The organism is Sabulicella rubraurantiaca (assembly GCF_017355885.1).
Classification (GTDB): domain Bacteria; phylum Pseudomonadota; class Alphaproteobacteria; order Acetobacterales; family Acetobacteraceae; genus Roseococcus; species Roseococcus rubraurantiacus.
The window spans coordinates 670,133-684,915 of sequence record NZ_JAFEUU010000001.1; the positions used below are offsets into that span (position 1 = coordinate 670,133).

At 69.2% G+C, this 14,783-nt stretch carries 18 protein-coding genes and 1 tRNA gene; 17 read left to right on the forward strand and 2 right to left on the reverse strand.

Annotation, left to right across the window (positions count from 1 at the left end; all coding sequences use genetic code 11):
• Window positions 1-68: 68 nt before the first annotated feature.
• The 8 genes from phnG to JTJ31_RS03255 are packed head-to-tail and all read left to right on the forward strand — an operon-like array spanning window position 69 to window position 6,220.
• Window positions 69-491, forward strand: coding sequence for a phosphonate C-P lyase system protein PhnG (phnG, locus tag JTJ31_RS03220; RefSeq protein ID WP_207537131.1), 423 nt, complete (start codon window positions 69-71; stop codon window positions 489-491).
• Window positions 488-1,054, forward strand: coding sequence for a phosphonate C-P lyase system protein PhnH (gene phnH / locus JTJ31_RS03225; protein WP_207537132.1), 567 nt, complete (start codon window positions 488-490; stop codon window positions 1,052-1,054). The genes phnG and phnH overlap by 4 nt, the downstream gene beginning before the upstream one ends.
• Window positions 1,054-2,154 (forward strand): carbon-phosphorus lyase complex subunit PhnI, encoded by a 1,101-nt coding sequence (locus JTJ31_RS03230; protein ID WP_207537133.1) that lies wholly within the window; start codon window positions 1,054-1,056, stop codon window positions 2,152-2,154. Before phnH ends, JTJ31_RS03230 begins: the two co-directional genes overlap by 1 nt.
• Window positions 2,151-2,996, forward strand: a complete 846-nt coding sequence (locus JTJ31_RS03235) for an alpha-D-ribose 1-methylphosphonate 5-phosphate C-P-lyase PhnJ (RefSeq protein ID WP_207537134.1) — start codon at window positions 2,151-2,153, stop codon at window positions 2,994-2,996. Before JTJ31_RS03230 ends, JTJ31_RS03235 begins: the two co-directional genes overlap by 4 nt.
• Window positions 2,993-3,748, forward strand: a complete 756-nt coding sequence (phnK, locus tag JTJ31_RS03240) for a phosphonate C-P lyase system protein PhnK (protein WP_408015371.1) — start codon at window positions 2,993-2,995, stop codon at window positions 3,746-3,748. The genes JTJ31_RS03235 and phnK overlap by 4 nt, the downstream gene beginning before the upstream one ends.
• Window positions 3,745-4,434, forward strand: a complete 690-nt coding sequence (gene phnL, locus JTJ31_RS03245) for a phosphonate C-P lyase system protein PhnL (protein WP_207537136.1) — start codon at window positions 3,745-3,747, stop codon at window positions 4,432-4,434. Before phnK ends, phnL begins: the two co-directional genes overlap by 4 nt.
• Complete coding sequence (locus tag JTJ31_RS03250) at window positions 4,431-5,558, forward strand: alpha-D-ribose 1-methylphosphonate 5-triphosphate diphosphatase (protein ID WP_207537137.1); 1,128 nt, start codon at window positions 4,431-4,433, stop codon at window positions 5,556-5,558. The genes phnL and JTJ31_RS03250 overlap by 4 nt, the downstream gene beginning before the upstream one ends.
• Window positions 5,555-6,220 carry a DUF1045 domain-containing protein gene (locus JTJ31_RS03255; protein ID WP_207537138.1) on the forward strand — a complete coding sequence of 222 codons (666 nt, stop codon included), beginning with the start codon at window positions 5,555-5,557 and terminating at the stop codon, window positions 6,218-6,220. The genes JTJ31_RS03250 and JTJ31_RS03255 overlap by 4 nt, the downstream gene beginning before the upstream one ends.
• On the opposite strand, the gene JTJ31_RS03260 is transcribed toward JTJ31_RS03255, so the two are convergent.
• Complete coding sequence (locus tag JTJ31_RS03260) at window positions 6,210-6,809, reverse strand: CREC-EF hand family protein (protein WP_207537139.1); 600 nt, start codon at window positions 6,807-6,809, stop codon at window positions 6,210-6,212. The genes JTJ31_RS03255 and JTJ31_RS03260 overlap by 11 nt on opposite strands.
• Before the next feature lie 105 nt (window positions 6,810-6,914).
• Window positions 6,915-6,986, reverse strand: a tRNA-Thr gene (locus JTJ31_RS03265).
• Between the two features lie 67 nt (window positions 6,987-7,053).
• Between JTJ31_RS03265 and rlmB the strand changes: the two genes are divergently transcribed.
• The 9 genes from rlmB to JTJ31_RS03310 all read left to right on the forward strand — a co-directional run bounded on the left by rlmB (window position 7,054) and on the right by JTJ31_RS03310 (window position 14,771).
• Window positions 7,054-7,815 carry a 23S rRNA (guanosine(2251)-2'-O)-methyltransferase RlmB gene (gene rlmB / locus JTJ31_RS03270; protein ID WP_207537140.1) on the forward strand — a complete coding sequence of 254 codons (762 nt, stop codon included), beginning with the start codon at window positions 7,054-7,056 and terminating at the stop codon, window positions 7,813-7,815.
• Window positions 7,816-7,817: 2 nt separating this feature from the next.
• Entirely contained in the window at window positions 7,818-8,579 is a 762-nt protein-coding gene (locus JTJ31_RS03275) for a 2-keto-4-pentenoate hydratase (RefSeq protein WP_207537141.1), read from the forward strand.
• Between the two features lie 192 nt (window positions 8,580-8,771).
• Window positions 8,772-9,224, forward strand: coding sequence for an SUF system Fe-S cluster assembly regulator (locus tag JTJ31_RS03280; protein WP_207537142.1), 453 nt, complete (start codon window positions 8,772-8,774; stop codon window positions 9,222-9,224).
• Between the two features lie 9 nt (window positions 9,225-9,233).
• Window positions 9,234-10,733 (forward strand): Fe-S cluster assembly protein SufB, encoded by a 1,500-nt coding sequence (gene sufB, locus JTJ31_RS03285; RefSeq protein ID WP_207537143.1) that lies wholly within the window; start codon window positions 9,234-9,236, stop codon window positions 10,731-10,733.
• Complete coding sequence (gene sufC / locus JTJ31_RS03290; protein ID WP_207537144.1) at window positions 10,733-11,476, forward strand: Fe-S cluster assembly ATPase SufC; 744 nt, start codon at window positions 10,733-10,735, stop codon at window positions 11,474-11,476. Before sufB ends, sufC begins: the two co-directional genes overlap by 1 nt.
• On the forward strand, window positions 11,473-12,744 hold the full coding sequence (gene sufD, locus JTJ31_RS03295; RefSeq protein WP_207537145.1) for a Fe-S cluster assembly protein SufD: 1,272 nt from the start codon (window positions 11,473-11,475) through the stop codon (window positions 12,742-12,744). Before sufC ends, sufD begins: the two co-directional genes overlap by 4 nt.
• Window positions 12,744-13,988: an aminotransferase class V-fold PLP-dependent enzyme gene (locus JTJ31_RS03300; protein WP_207537146.1), complete on the forward strand. Its 1,245-nt coding sequence runs from the start codon at window positions 12,744-12,746 to the stop codon at window positions 13,986-13,988. The genes sufD and JTJ31_RS03300 overlap by 1 nt, the downstream gene beginning before the upstream one ends.
• Complete coding sequence (gene sufU / locus JTJ31_RS03305) at window positions 13,985-14,428, forward strand: Fe-S cluster assembly sulfur transfer protein SufU (protein ID WP_207537147.1); 444 nt, start codon at window positions 13,985-13,987, stop codon at window positions 14,426-14,428. The genes JTJ31_RS03300 and sufU overlap by 4 nt, the downstream gene beginning before the upstream one ends.
• Complete coding sequence (locus JTJ31_RS03310; protein ID WP_207537148.1) at window positions 14,421-14,771, forward strand: SUF system Fe-S cluster assembly protein; 351 nt, start codon at window positions 14,421-14,423, stop codon at window positions 14,769-14,771. Before sufU ends, JTJ31_RS03310 begins: the two co-directional genes overlap by 8 nt.
• The last annotated feature ends 12 nt before the right edge of the window (window positions 14,772-14,783 follow it).

Sequence of the window (14,783 nt, forward strand, 5' to 3'; positions counted from 1 at the left end):
AAACTGATGGCTCCCCCGGCGAGAACTACGTTGACCCTACAAAAACCCCTGTGTAGTTGTCTAGACCAATGGCAACCCGACCTGAATGGATCTCGGTCCTGGCTCGCGCCTCGGCCGAGGAGATGGAAAGCCTCGCAGGCACCTTTCCCCCGTACCGCCGGCTGCGAGGGCCGGAGACCGGCCTGACCATGCTGCGCGGCCGGGCTGGCGGCGATGGCGCCGCGTTCAACCTTGGCGAGGCGACGGCGACGCGCTGCACGGTCGCCCTGGCCGACGGCACGCTAGGTCATGGCTGGCGCCTCGGCCGGGATCGCCGCGCCGCCGAGATCGCGGCCGTGCTTGATGCCCTTCTGCAGGGGGCTGAAGGCGAGGCTTGGCAGGCGCGCGTCGTCGCGCCGCTCGCCGAGGCGCAGCGCGCGGCGCGCGAGCAGCAATCCCGCCGCGCGGCCGCGACCGCCGTGCGGTTCTCCACCCTGGGGACAATGCGATGAAGCCCGGTTTCCACGATCTCGTGCTGGACGCACAATCCTGCTTCCGCGCCGCGATGGAGGCCATGGCCCGCCCGGGCCGTGTGCAGGAAATTCCCCCGACCGAGGGGCTTCCCAATGGGCTGGAGCCGGCTGCCGCTGCCCTTCTGCTGACCCTCGTGGATGCGGATACGCCACTCTGGACCGATGCGGGCGAGGAGGCGCGTGGCTGGATTGCCTTCCACTGCGGCGCCCCGCTGGTCCGGCCCGGCGAAGCAGGCTTTGCCCTGGTCACCGGTGCCCTTCCCCCGCTTTCCCGCTTCCGCGACGGCTCGGACGAGGCGCCGCAGGATGGTGCGACCGTGATTGTACAAGTGCAGGACCTGGTCCCTGGCGAGGGCTGGCGCCTGTCGGGGCCCGGCATCGAGACGAAGCATCGCCTCCGCGTGAACGGGCTGCCGGAGGGCTTCGTCGCTTCCTGGGAAGCGCGGCGCGGGACCTTCCCGCGTGGCATGGATTTGTTCCTTTGTTCTGGCACGCGGCTCGCGGCCATGCCGCGCACCGTCCGCATCGAGGAGTCGGTCTGATGTATGTGGCGGTGAAAGGCGGCGACGCGGCGATCGAGGCGGCGCATCGCTGGCTGGCGCATGAGCGGCGCGGCGACCCCGCCCTGCCTGAGATCACGGCTTTGCAGCTGCGCGAACAGATGACGCTGGCGGTGGACCGCGTCATGGCCGAGGGAAGCTGCCTCGACCGTGACCTCGCGGCGCTGGCGCTGAAGCAGTCGCGTGGCGATGCGGTGGAGGCCGCCTTCCTGCTGCGCGCCTATCGCAATACACTGCCGCGCTTTATGGCGGCCGAGCCGCTCGACACCGGCGCGATGCAGGCGCGCCGGCGCATCAGCGCCACCTACAAGGATCTGCCAGGCGGCCAGGTGCTGGGGCCGACCTTCGACTACACACATCGCCTGCTGGACTTCACGCTGGCAGCGGAGGGCGCAGCACCGTCTGTCCCGGAGGAAGACGCGGAAGGCACCGGTCCCATGCCCCGCGTCACAGGCTTCCTTACCGGGGAAGGCCTTATGCGGGCAGAAGCGCCCGATGACGGCGAGGCGCCGCCGGACCTGACGCGCGAGCCACCCTCCTTCCCCGCCTCGCGCCCGCTGCGCCTCCAGGCCCTGGCACGCGGCGACGAAGGGTTCCTGCTCGGTCTCGGCTATTCCACGCAGCGCGGCTACGGCAACGCCCATCCCTTCGTCGCCGAGTTGCGCGTGGGCGAGGTGGAGGTGCTGGTGGAGCCGCCGGAACTGGGCTTCGCCATCTCCATCGGCGAGATCACGGTGACGGAGTGCCAGATGGCGACTCAATTCGCCGGTTCGCGCGAGGAGCCGCCGCAATTCACCCGCGGCTACGGCCTCGTCCCCGGCCAGAACGAGCGCAAGGCCATGGCGATGGCGCTGGTGGACCGCGCGCTGATGGCCCGCGAACTGGGCGAGGAGGCCACCGCCCCGGCCCAGGACGAGGAGTTCGTCCTGCTCCATTCCGACAACGTGGAGGCGACAGGTTTCATCGAGCACCTGAAGCTGCCGCATCACGTGGATTTCCAGAGCGAGCTGGAAAAGCTCCGCTCTATCCGCCGCCGCTGGGAAGCGGAGCGCGTCGCGGCCCGAAAGGAAGCAGCCGAATGAGCGCGGCAGTGCAGGAAGCGGGCGGATACAACTTCGCCTATCTGGACGAGGCGACGAAGCGGATGATCCGCCGCGCCATCCTGAAGGGCCTCGCCATCCCCGGCCACCAGATCCCCTTTGGCGCGCGGGAGATGCCCCTGCCCTATGGCTGGGGCACCGGTGGCATCCAGCTGACGGCCTCCATCCTCGGCCCGCGCGACCGGCTGAAGGTGATCGACCAGGGTGCGGACGATACCACCAACGCCGTTTCCATCCGCCGCTTCTTCCAGCGCGTCGCGGGTGTGGAGGTGACCACGCGCACGGCGGAGGCGACGGTCATCCAGACGCGCCATCGCATCCCCGAGCGGCATCTCACCGAGGGCCAGGTCCTCGTCTTCCAGGTGCCGATGCCGGAGCCGCTGTTCCGTCTTGAGCCGCGCCTCACCGAGGCGCGGCGCCTTCACGCGCTGGGCGACTACTCCCTCGCGCAGCTTCGCCTGTACGAGGACATCGCACGCCAGGGAGAGACAGGCTCCTCCTACAATCATCCGGTGATGGTGAATGGGCGCTACTTGATGTCGCCCTCGCCCATCCCCGGCTACGACAATCCGAAGCTGCACCGCAGCGCTGCCATCCTGCTCTTCGGTGCGGGGCGAGAGAAGAAGATCTACGCGGTTCCCCCTTGGACGGAGGTGCGGTCGCTCGATTTCGACGACCATCCCTTCCGCCCCATGCTGGCCGCGGCGCCATGCGCCTTCTGCGGCAGCCGCGACAGCTACAAGGACGAGATCGTGTCCGACGATCGCGGCGGACGGGTCTTCGTCTGCTCCGACACCGACCATTGCCGGGAGAACCAGTCGTGAGCGCCCTGCTGCAAGCCGAAGGGCTGCGCCTGCGCTTTGGCGCCGCGCCAGCGCTGGACGGTGTTTCCGTCGCCATCTGGCCCGGCGAGGTGGTGGCGGTGGTGGGCGAGAGCGGCTCCGGCAAGTCCACCCTGCTGCGCGTCCTGTCGGGCCAGATCGCGCCCGATGCCGGCACCGTGCACTACGCCGGGCAGGACGTGCTGGCCCTATCCGAGGCCGGGCGCCGCCGCCTGATGCGAACCGAGTGGGGCTATGTCCACCAGAATGCGCGCGACGGGCTGCGCCTCGGCGTCTCGGCCGGCGGCAATGTCGGCGAGCGCCTGATGGCGGCGGGCGAGCGGCGCTACGGCAGCATCCGCGAGGTCGCCGCGCGCTGGATGGAGCGCGTGGAACTCGACCCGGCCCGCATGGACGAGCCGCCGCGCAACTTCTCGGGTGGGATGCAGCAGCGTCTACAGATCGCGCGCTGCCTCGTGACCGAGCCGCGCCTCGTCTTCATGGACGAGCCGACGGGGGGCCTGGATGTCTCGGTGCAGGCGCGGCTGCTCGACCTGATCCGTAAGCTGGCGAAGGAGATGGGTCTGGCCGTGTTCCTGGTGACGCACGACATCGCCGCCGCGCGGCTCCTCGCGCACCGCATCCTGGTGATGCGGCGCGGCCAGGTGGTGGAGGAAGGCTTGGCCGACCGCGTGCTTGACGACCCGCGTCACCCCTACACCCAGCTTCTCGTGTCCTCGGTGCTGGCAGCATGACGCTCCTCCTCAAGGCCGAAGGGCTGCGCAAGGGCTTCACCCTACACCTCCAGGGCGGCATCTCCCTGCCCGTGCTGGAAGGCGAGGCGCTGGAACTGCATGCCGGTGAATGCGTGGCACTGTCCGGCCCGTCCGGCGCGGGCAAGTCCACGCTGCTGCGCTGCCTCCAGGGCAATTACGGCGTGGATGCGGGACGTGTGCTCCTGCGGCATCGCGGCGCGATGGTGGATTTCGCCGCGGCCGAGCCGCGCCTCGTGCGGGACATCCGGGCCGAGACGCTGGGCTATGTCTCGCAATTCCTGCGGGTCATCCCGCGCGTCCCGGCGCTGGAAATCGTGGTGGAGGCAGGGGTGGAGCGGGAGGCGGCTCGCGCCCTTCTTCGACGCATGAACCTGCCCGACCGGCTGCATAGCCTGCCCCCTGCCACCTTCTCGGGCGGTGAGCAGCAGCGCGTGAATCTCGCGCGCGGCTTCGGCCCTGCCTACCCGATCCTGCTGCTGGACGAGCCGACCGCCAGCCTGGACGCCGCGAACCGCGAGGTGGTGGTGGCGCTGATCCTGGAGGCCAAGGCGCGCGGCGCCGGCATTATCGGTATCTTCCATGACGAGGAGGTGCGGGACCGCGTGGCTGACCGGCTACACCGGGTCTTGCCCATTGGCCCCGCCCCTGCCACCGAGGCGGCATGACCATCTTCACCAATGCGCGCCTCATCCTGCCGGACGCGGTGATGCAGGGCACGCTCGTGGCCGAGGGCGGGCGGATCGTCGAGGTCCAGCCCGGCCGTTCGGGGCATCCCTCGGCCGTGGACCTCGAGGGCGACTTCCTCATGCCCGGCATGGTGGACCTTCACACTGACAACCTGGAACGGCAGGTGCAGCCGCGCGCCAATGCCCGCTGGCCGGCCCGCTCCGCCTTCCTGGCGCATGACGGACAATGCGCCGCCGCCGGCGTGACCACCGTGCTGGACGCGCTCTGCCTTGGCGACCTTGGCTTCGACCAGGGGCGGGACCAGACATTCCGGGAAGGCGTGAAGGAGGCGACCGCCCTCGCCGGCAGCGGCGCCTTGCGGGTCGAGCACCTGCTGCACCTGCGCTGCGAGTTGCCGGCCCGCGACATGCCCGGGCTGCTGGAATCCGTCGCCGACCATCCTCTCGTGGCCATGGCCTCGCTGATGGACCACTCTCCGGGGGTCGGCCAATATCGCGACCTCGACCGCTACCGCGCGATGCGCGTGCGCCAGACGAAGATGACGGCCGCCGAGGTGGAGCAGCGCATCGCCGAACTCCTGGCGCAGCGCGAGCGGACGCTTGAGCCGCAGCGCCGCTTCGCGCTGGACCGTCTTGCTGCGCGCGGCCTGCCGCTGGCGAGCCATGACGATGAGACAAAGGCCCAGGTGACCCGCAATGCCGGAGACGGCATCCGGGTCAGCGAGTTCCCGGTGACCATGGAAGCGGCTGAAGCGGCGCGGGACCTTGGCGTCGGGGTGATCGCGGGCGCGCCCAACCTCGTGCGCGGCGGCAGCCATTCCGGAAATGTCGCGGCCATGGACCTGCTCCGCGCCGGCACGGTCACGGCCATCGCCAGCGATTACGTCCCCTCCGCCATGGTGGAGGCCGCCTTCCTGGCCGCCAAGGAGATCGGGCTTCCGGCCGCCATCGCCACCGTGACCTCGGCGCCCGCCCGCATGGCGAAGCTGGAGGACCGGGGCCGGCTGGAAGCGGGGCAGCGCGCCGACCTCATCCGCGTGCGCGAGCACCGCGGCACGCCGGTGATCCGCGAGACTTGGGTTCGTGGGGAGCGCGTGGCATGAGGGTTGCGCTCTACTGGGCGCCCGAATTGGACGATCCGTTGCACGAAGCTGGCTCGCGCTGGCTGGGTCGCGATGCGGAAACGGGGGAGCCTCTGGCGCAGCCGGACCTGCCGGGCATTGCGGAATGGACGGAGGCGCCGCGCCTCTACGGCCTGCACGCGACTCTGAAACCGCCCTTCAAGCTCGCCCATGGATGGGACACGTTCCTGGAGGATGCGCGCCGCGTCGCCGCCTCCATCCCAGGCTTTGACCTACCGCCCCTCGCAGTGAAGACGCACAAGGGATTCCTGGCGCTGCGCGAGGCGGAACCAAGCCAGCCCTTGCAGGATCTGGCGGATGCGCTGGTCACGCGGCTCGATCGGCACCGCACACCGGCGTCGGAGAAGGATTTGGAACGCCGTCGCAAGGCGGGTCTGACCGAACGCCAGGACCGGCACCTGCGCGACTGGGGCTATCCCTATGTGCTGGAAGATTTCCAGTTCCACGTGACGCTGACGCGCCGCCTCTCGGATGAGGAGGCGGCGCGGATCCGACCGGAAGCCGAGGCGCATGTCAGCGCCGTGGCGAACCGGGCAAGGCGCGTCCGACAGGTCTGCGTCTTCACGCAGCGGGAGCCGGACGCGCCCTTCCTGATCGCGGAGAGGCTAAGCCTCAGCGCGTAGCCGGCGCGGCGGGAGCAGCCGGCGCCGCCGGGGCGCGCTCGCCCCGCTCGGTACGCTCACCCCGCTCGCCGCGGTGGTGGTGATGGTGGCCACGGTGCCAGCGGGGCAGTTCGTCCCGCGCCACCGCACCGTCGGTGTTCGCGTCCAGCGCCCGGAAACGGGCGGAGGCGGGAACGCGCATCTCCTCCAGCGTCACTTGACCGTCGCTGTTCGCGTCGAGGGCGCGGAACATGGCGGCGCGGCCACGTTCCATACGCTCGGTCCGCTCGGGGCTCGCCTGGCGGGCGCCCTCGGGGCGCGGGCCGCGGAGATTGGCGAACTCCGCCTGGCTCAGCCCGCCGGAGCGGTCGGCATCGGCCCCATTGAAGCGCTGGGTAATGACGCCCCAGGCCTCGTCGAAGGTCACGCGGCCGTCGCGGTTGGTGTCGAACTGCTCGAACATGCGCTCCATGCCACGGGGACGCCCCTGCTGACCCTGGGCCTGCGCCTCGCCCTGCTGCGCCGGGGCAGCGGGCTGTTGCTGCTGCGCGAAGGCCGGAAGGCCCACCAGCAGGGCGGCACCGAGAGCGAAGGCAGCTTTGGACTTCATCGTGCTGTGTCTCCTGTCCGGGCGGGATGGTCCGCCCTTGAGACGCAATATGCGCGCGGTATGTAACCGCCGCGTGGCGCTCAGGGTGACGAAGTGCAACAGGAATGCCGGGTGTCGGGATTGAACCGACGACCTACCGCTTACAAGGCGGTTGCTCTACCCCTGAGCTAACCCGGCGCCGTTTCCCCTGTATCCCAGCCTCGCCCCGCTTGCCAGCACCGGGCAATCGCCGCCACATGCCCCCATGCGCCGCCGCAACGCCCCCCTCCCTGCAAGGTCCTCCGCCCCGCCGGAAGAAGGGGTTTGGCTTTGGGGCCTGCATGCCGTTTCGGCCGCGTTGCAGAACCCGGCGCGGCGCCTGCGCCGCCTCCTCGTCACCCGCGGGGCCGAGGCGGAGCTGGCCGAGCGGGCGGCCGGACCTTGGCGGATCACGCCGGAATTTGTGGAGAGGGAACGCCTGGACCGGACCCTGGGTGCCGAGGCGATCCACCAAGGCGCCGCTCTTCTGGTCGAGCCGCTCTCGCCCCCTGCCCTGTCGCAGCTCATGGAGCATACCGCCGGGCCGGTGCTGGTGCTGGATCAGGTGACCGACCCGCGCAATGTCGGTGCGATCCTCCGCTCCGCTGCCGCCTTCGGCGCGGCGGCCGTCGTCATGCAGGAACGCCACGCCCCGGCCGAGACCGGCACGCTCGCCCGCGCAGCCAGCGGCGCGCTGGAGGTGGTGCCCGTGCTGCGCGAGGTGAACCTAGCACGCGCCATCGAGGCGCTGAAACAGGCCGGTCTCTGGGTGGTGGGGCTCGAGGCGGCCGGACCGGTCACGCTCGCGCAATCCGGCCTCGCCGGCCGGCGCGTCGCCCTGGTGCTGGGCGCCGAAGGCGAGGGGCTGCGCCGCCTGACCCGCGAAAGCTGTGATGAGCTGGTGCGGCTGCCGATTCGCCCCACCATGGAAAGCCTGAATGTCTCGGCCGCCGCCGCGGTGGCCCTTTACGAACTGGGGAGGGAATGACGATGGATGCCGCCGCCGCGATCCTGGAGGCGCGCCGCGCCAAGCGGGTGCTGACCACGCTGGGCGCCGCCGCGCCGCGCACGCTGGAGGAAGGCTACGCCGCCCAGCGCCGCCTTGCCGAAAAGCTGGGCGCGGTGCCGCCCTTCGGCTTCAAGATCGGCGCAACGACCAAGCAGATGCAGGAATACCTGGGCCTGTCCGGCCCGGCCGCGGGCTTCGTTCCTGCAACCTCCCCGCACCCCGACGGTACCACGCTGCGTTTCGATGATTTCCTGAACCCTGGCGTCGAGTGCGAGGTCGGGCTGCGCCTCGCCCGCGACCTCGCGCCCGGCCCGATCAGCCGGGAGGAGGCGCTGAATGCCGTGGCAGAATTCTTCCCTGCCATCGAGATCGTCGAGCGCCGCTATGGCGATCTTGTGGAACTGGGCACGCCCACGCTGGTGGCCGACCAGATCTTCCATGCCGCAGGTGTGCTCGGCACGGCACCCGCCAATTGGCGCGACCTCGACCTCGGCGCCATGCAGGGCGAGTTGTTCGTGGATGGCGTCTCCAAGGGCGGCGGGCATGGGCGAGACCTGCTGGGCCATCCGCTCGAGGCGCTGCGCTGGCTGGCCGATTCGCCGGCTGCACGGGAGTTCGGCGGGCTGCGCGCCGGTCAGGTCGTGTGGCTGGGCAGCGTGACGCCCCCTATCTGGCTGCCTGCCCCTTGCGAGGTCGTGGTGCAGTTCGAAGGACTGGGCAAGGTTTCCGTCCGCTTCACCTGACGGGGCTTCGCGCCCCGCTTGCCGCTTCTAACCAGCGGCGGTCAGCCCCATATGGCCTCCGCGGCGTGAAGCCGTATTCGGTCGGCGCAGCCCTGCGCGCCGGCCATGCAGCGCCGGAATGGTCGCGAACTCCTTGGCCCACTGGAAAGAGGACGGCGTTGGTCCTATTTGGATGGGAGCAAGGAGAAACCGGTGCTGAAGCTGTCGAGGCTGACCGATTATGGCGTGGTGGTGCTGACCCGCATGGGTGCAGCTCCTTCCATGCGTCAGAGCGCGCCGGAACTGGCCCATCGGACCGGCTTGGCCGAGCCGACCGTCGCCAAGGTGTTGAAGATTCTGGCCGGTGCCGGGCTGGTCGAGGGCGTCCGCGGCGCCCGCGGCGGCTATATTCTGTCCCGCCCGCTCGACGCCATTCCTCTTTCTGACGTCATCACCGCCTTTGACGGGCCGATCGCCCTGACCGCCTGCGTCGAGGGTGGTGGGGGCGGCTGCGGTTCCGAGGAGCACTGCCCCGTGCGCGGGCGCTGGGATCCGGTGAACCACGCCATCCGTCATGCCCTCGCCGGCATCACCGTCGCCGATCTGGCGGTGCCGGCCCCCATCGCTTTCATTCCCGAGGCCGATCTGCGCCTCGCCGCGGAGTAGGAGCCTTTCATGCCTGCCGTTGCCGAGACCATCGAGACCGTCCAGTCCGTCCAGGAAGGCGGCTACAAGTGGGGTTTCGAGACCGACATCGAGATGGAGTTCGCCCCGAAAGGGCTGAACGAGGACATCGTCCGCTTCATCTCGAAGAAGAAGAACGAGCCGGAGTGGCTGCTGGAATGGCGGCTGAAGGCCTTTGCCCTGTGGCAGAAGATGGAGGAGCCCAACTGGGCGGCCGTCAGCTACCCGAAGATCGACTACCAGGACGCGTATTACTACGCCGCCCCTGTGAAGAAGGCTGGCCCGAAGTCGCTCGACGAGGTGGATCCCGAGCTGCTGAAGACCTACGCCAAGCTCGGCATCCCGCTGAAGGAGCAGGCGATCCTGGCCGGCGTCGAGGGCGCGGGCGAGAGCCCGGCCGATAGCGGACGCATGCCCGTGGCGGTGGACGCGGTGTTCGACAGCGTGAGCGTCGCTACCACCTTCCGTGACGAGCTTTCCAAGCACGGCATCATCTTCTGCTCCATCTCCGAGGCGGTGCAGGAGCATCCGGAGCTGGTGCGCGAGTATCTCGGCAGCGTGGTGCCGCAGGGCGACAACTACTTCGCCTGCCTGAACAGCGCCGTCTTCACCGACGGGTCCTTCGTGTACATTCCGAAGGGCGTTCGCTGCCCGATGGAGCTGTCCACCTATTTCCGCATCAATGCGAAGAGCACCGGTCAGTTCGAGCGCACGCTGATCATCGCCGATGCGGGCAGCCATGTTTCCTACCTGGAAGGCTGCACGGCGCCGCAGCGCGACGAGAACCAGCTTCACGCTGCCGTGGTCGAGCTGGTCGCAATGGATGACGCGACCATCAAGTACTCCACGGTGCAGAACTGGTACCCCGGCGACGCCGATGGCAAGGGCGGCATCTACAACTTCGTGACCAAGCGCGGCGCCTGCCGCGGTGCGCGCAGCAAGATCTCCTGGACGCAGGTGGAGACGGGATCGGCCGTCACCTGGAAGTACCCGTCCTGCATCCTTCTGGGCGACGACAGCGTGGGCGAGTTCTACTCGGTCGCGGTGACGAACAACTTCCAGCAGGCCGATACCGGCACGAAGATGTTTCACATCGGCCGCAACACGAAGTCCACCATCGTGTCCAAGGGCATCTCGGCCGGGCGCAGCCAGAACACCTATCGCGGCCTGGTGAAGATCAGCCCGAAGGCGAAGGGCGCACGGAACTTTACCCAGTGCGACTCCCTGCTGATCGGCGACCAATGCGGCGCGCACACCGTGCCCTATATCGAGAATCGCTGCATCACGGCGAAGGTGGAGCACGAGGCGACGACCTCGCGCATCGCCGAGGATCAGCTCTTCTACTGCCGCGCACGCGGGCTGAACGAGGAGGAGGCTGTCGGCCTCATCGTCAACGGCTTCTGCCGCGAGGTGCTGAAGGAACTGCCGATGGAATTCGCCGTGGAGGCGCAGAAGCTGCTGGCGATCAGCCTTGAGGGGAGTGTGGGCTAATGTTGCGTATCGAAGGGCTGACCGCCGAGATCGAGGGCAAGCAGATCCTCAAGGGGATCGACCTCGAGGTTCCGAAGGGCGAGATCCACGCCATCATGGGTCCGAACGGCTCGGGCAAGTCCACGCTCTCCTACGTGCTGTCGGGGCGCGAGGGCTATGACATCACCGGCGGCTCCGTCACCTGGAACGGGCAGGACCTGCTGGCGATGGAGCCGGAGGAGCGCGCGGCCGCGGGTCTCTTCCTCGCCTTCCAGTATCCGGTCGAGCTTCCGGGCGTGGGCAACGCCAACTTCCTCCGCACTGCGCTGAACGCGCAGCGTCGCGCGCGCGGCGAGAAGGAGGTGGACGCCATGGCCTTCCTGAAGCTGGCGCGCGAGAAGCTGAAGAAGCTTCACATGTCCGACGAGATGCTGAAGCGCAACGTCAATGTTGGCTTCTCGGGCGGCGAGAAGAAGCGCAACGAAGTGCTTCAGATGGCGCTGATGAACCCGTCCATGGCTATCCTGGACGAGACCGACAGTGGCCTCGACATCGACGCGCTCCGCATCGTCTCCGAAGGCGTGAATGCGCTGCGCGGCCCGGATTTCTCGTCGCTGGTCATCACCCACTACCAGCGGCTCCTGAACTACATCGTTCCCGACCGCGTGCACGTGCTGATGGACGGGCGCATCGTCCGTTCCGGCGGCAAGGAGCTGGCGGAGGAGCTGGAGGCGCAGGGCTACGGCCAGGCGAGCGCAGCATGAATGCAGTGACCGCAGGCGCAGGCGGCTTCATTTCTCGCTTCGAGGGGCTGCGCGACCGGCTTCCGGGCGCGGAGCTGGAGCAGGTGCGCGCGTTGCGCGAGGAGGGTGCCGCCACGCTGCGCGAGAAGGGCCTGCCCGGCCGCCGCGTCGAGGAATGGCGCTACACCGACCTGGCCCCCGTCGCGCAGGCGCAGTTTACGGAGGCGCTGACGGCGGTGGGCGAAGCCCCTGCCCTGCCCGCCCCTCGTGCGCCGCACCGCGTCGTCTTCCTGGACGGCCGGCTGGCCGAGCACCTGTCGCAGCTGCCGCCGCATGCGGCTCCGCTCTCTGCACGGCTGGAGGCGGCGCAGGACCTGCTGGCCGCCGATCACGGCATGCCGCTGGTCGGGCTCAACGCCATGATGTTCGAGGACGGGCTGTTCCTCGACCTGCCCGAGGGCCGCGACGCCGGCACGATCGAGGTGCTGAACATCGCCGCCCATGCCGAGCGGCCCATCGCCTTCCACCCGCGCCACGTCATCCGCTTGGCGCCGGGGGCTCAGCTGACCCTGGTCGAGACGAGCACCGGCCCCGCCGGCGCCACCTATCTGCACAACCCCGTCTACGACATCCGGGTGGCGGAGGGGGCGACCTTCACCCATGTGCGCGTGCAGCGCGAGGGGCGCTCGGCCTTCCAGCTCAGCACCATCCGCGCGCGCGTGGCGGCGGGCGGCACCTATGACAACTTCACCCTGAATGCCGGCGGGCGGCTCGTGCGGAACGAGATCCACGTCACGCTGGAGGGGCCGAAGGCGGCGGCGCACATGAACGGCGCACAGCTTGTCGCGGATGGCCAGCACGCGGACACCACCACCTTCCTCGACCACGCGGCGCCGGACTGCCCCAGCCGCCAGACGGTGAAGACCGTGCTGGCCGGGAAGTCGCGCGGGGTGTTCCAGGGCAAGATCCTGGTGCGGCAGGTGGCGCAGCGCACCGATGGCTACCAGATGAACCAGGCCCTGCTGCTGAGCGAGGAGGCGGAGATCGACGCCAAGCCGCAGCTGGAGATCTATGCCGACGACGTGAGGTGCTCGCACGGCGCGACAGTCGGCGCTCTGGACCCGGAGCAGCTTTTCTACCTGCGCGCCCGCGGCATTCCGGCCGAGGAAGCGCGCGCCATCCTCGTCCAGGCCTTCCTGACCGAGGCGGTGGAAGGCGTCACCGATCCCATCGCCCAGGCGGCGCTGGAGGAAGCGGTGTCCGGCTGGTGGGAGCGGGAGGCCGCCTGATGGACCTCGCCCTCGCCCCGCTCGACGTGCAGCGCATCCGGCAGGATTTCCCCATCCTGTCGCAGACGGTCCGCGGCCGCCCGCTTGTCTTTCTGGACAGCGGCGCCTCCGCCCAGAAGCCACGCCAAGTGATGGACGCGATGCGCGACTGCATGGAGACGGCCTACGCGAACGTGCATCGCGGCGCCTATCACCTGAGCGAGGTGGCGACGGAGAACCACGAGGCTTCGCGCGAGGCGGCGCGGCGCTTCCTCAACGCGGCGCGGGTGGAGGAGATCATCCTCACCGGCGGCTCGACCTCGGCCATCAACCTCGTCGCTCATTCCTTCGGGCGCGGCGTGCTGAAGCCCGGCCAGCGCGTGCTGGTCTCGGAGATGGAGCATCACGCCAACCTCGTCCCCTGGCAGATCCTGCGGGATGAGGGGCGCGGAATCGGACTCGGCTTCATCCGCATCACCGATGCGGGGGAGCTGGACCTCGACTCCCTCCAGGCTGAATTGCGGAAGGGCGATGTCGGCCTCGTCGCCGTCACGCACATGTCCAATGTTCTGGGCACGGTGACGCCTGCCGGGGCCATCGCCCGCATGGCGCATGAGCACGGGGCGCGTGTGCTGTTCGACGGCTCGCAGGCCGCAGTGCACCGCGGTGTGGACGTGCAGGCGCTGGACGCTGATTTCTATACCTTCACCGTCCACAAGCTCTACGGCCCCACCGGCATCGGCGTGCTCTACGCGAAGCATGAACTGCTGGAGGCGATGCCGCCGTTCTTCGGCGGCGGCGACATGATCGAGACGGTGACGCTGGAGCGCTCGACCTGGGCCGCGCCCCCTGCCCGCTTCGAGGCCGGCACGCCGCCCATCATCGAGGCCGCCGGGATGAAGGCCGCCATCGAGTATGTCGAGGCCATCGGCATGGAAACGGTGGAAGCGCATGAGCGCTCCCTGGTCGAGCACGCGATGCGCGTGCTGCCACAGGTGGAGGGGTTAACCCTGGTCGGAAGCGCGCAGGATCGCGGCGGCGTCTTCTCCTTCTCGCTGGACGCCGCGCATCCGCACGATTTGTCCACCTTCCTGGACCGTCGCGGCATCTGCATCCGCGCCGGGCGCCATTGCGCCGAGCCGCTGCATGCGCGGCTCGGGCTGGAGACGGGCACGGCGCGGGCCAGCTTCGGCCTCTACACCACCCATGGCGAGATCGACGCCCTAGCTGAGGCGCTGCGCGAGGCGCGGCGATTCTTCGCGTGAACGACCTGCTGGAACTCTATCCGCCCGAGATCCGCGACCATGCGCGGCAGCCGCGCAACCGGCACCGGCTGGAATGCGTGGATGCCACGGCGCGGGGCGACAACCCGCTCTGCGGCGACCGGGTGGAGGTGTTCCTGCGGCTGAATGACGGACGGATTGCCGAGGCGTCCTTCATGGGGCGGGGCTGCGACGTGTCGCAAGCCAGCGCCTCCATGCTGACCGGCGCGGTGGGCGGGCTCGTCCCAGATGCTGCCCTCGACTTGTCGGAAAAGGTGCGGGAGATGGCGCGGAGCGGCGCCGTGCCGGATGACGAGCGGTTCGAGGCGCTGCGGAGCCTTGCGGGCGCCGCGAAGTTTCCCAGCCGCGTGAAGTGCGCCACCCTCGCTTGGGTGACGCTGGAGGCCGCGCTGCGAGGCGGCCAGGAGGCGAGCAGTGAGTGAGACGCACGGGAGCTGGACACCCGAAGGGGAAGTGAACCCAGCGCTCCGCGAGGAAGCAGTGATCGGGGCGCTGAAGACCGTCTTCGACCCCGAAATCCCAGTGGATATCTACGAACTCGGCCTCGTCTACGCCATCGAGCTCGCCGACGATGGTGAGGTGAAGGTGGAGATGACGCTGACCACTCCTTCCTGCCCATCGGCGCAGGAATTGCCGACGATGGCGGAAGAGGCGGTGCGGCAGGTTCCCGGCGTGACGGGCTGCAGGGTCGAGGTCGTCTGGGACCCGCCCTGGGACCAGTCGCGCATGAGCGAGGACGCGCGCCTCGCCCTGAACATGTATTGACGAGGAGGCTGG

Excerpts from the sequence above, each read along its gene's own strand:
- JTJ31_RS03300 (WP_207537146.1), top strand. The coding sequence starts at position 12,744 with ATGGACCTCGCCCTCGCCCCGCTCGACGTGCAGCGCATCCGGCAGGAT.
- sufC (WP_207537144.1), top strand. The coding sequence starts at position 10,733 with ATGTTGCGTATCGAAGGGCTGACCGCCGAGATCGAGGGCAAGCAGATC.
- phnH (WP_207537132.1), top strand. The coding sequence starts at position 488 with ATGAAGCCCGGTTTCCACGATCTCGTGCTGGACGCACAATCCTGCTTC.
- JTJ31_RS03260 (WP_207537139.1), bottom strand. The coding sequence starts at position 6,809 with ATGAAGTCCAAAGCTGCCTTCGCTCTCGGTGCCGCCCTGCTGGTGGGC.
- JTJ31_RS03235 (WP_207537134.1), top strand. The coding sequence starts at position 2,151 with ATGAGCGCGGCAGTGCAGGAAGCGGGCGGATACAACTTCGCCTATCTG.
- JTJ31_RS03275 (WP_207537141.1), top strand. The coding sequence starts at position 7,818 with ATGGATGCCGCCGCCGCGATCCTGGAGGCGCGCCGCGCCAAGCGGGTG.
- JTJ31_RS03255 (WP_207537138.1), top strand. The coding sequence starts at position 5,555 with ATGAGGGTTGCGCTCTACTGGGCGCCCGAATTGGACGATCCGTTGCAC.
- sufD (WP_207537145.1), top strand. The coding sequence starts at position 11,473 with ATGAATGCAGTGACCGCAGGCGCAGGCGGCTTCATTTCTCGCTTCGAG.
- rlmB (WP_207537140.1), top strand. The coding sequence starts at position 7,054 with ATGCGCCGCCGCAACGCCCCCCTCCCTGCAAGGTCCTCCGCCCCGCCG.
- sufB (WP_207537143.1), top strand. The coding sequence starts at position 9,234 with ATGCCTGCCGTTGCCGAGACCATCGAGACCGTCCAGTCCGTCCAGGAA.
- phnG (WP_207537131.1), top strand. The coding sequence starts at position 69 with ATGGCAACCCGACCTGAATGGATCTCGGTCCTGGCTCGCGCCTCGGCC.
- JTJ31_RS03250 (WP_207537137.1), top strand. The coding sequence starts at position 4,431 with ATGACCATCTTCACCAATGCGCGCCTCATCCTGCCGGACGCGGTGATG.
- phnL (WP_207537136.1), top strand. The coding sequence starts at position 3,745 with ATGACGCTCCTCCTCAAGGCCGAAGGGCTGCGCAAGGGCTTCACCCTA.
- JTJ31_RS03230 (WP_207537133.1), top strand. The coding sequence starts at position 1,054 with ATGTATGTGGCGGTGAAAGGCGGCGACGCGGCGATCGAGGCGGCGCAT.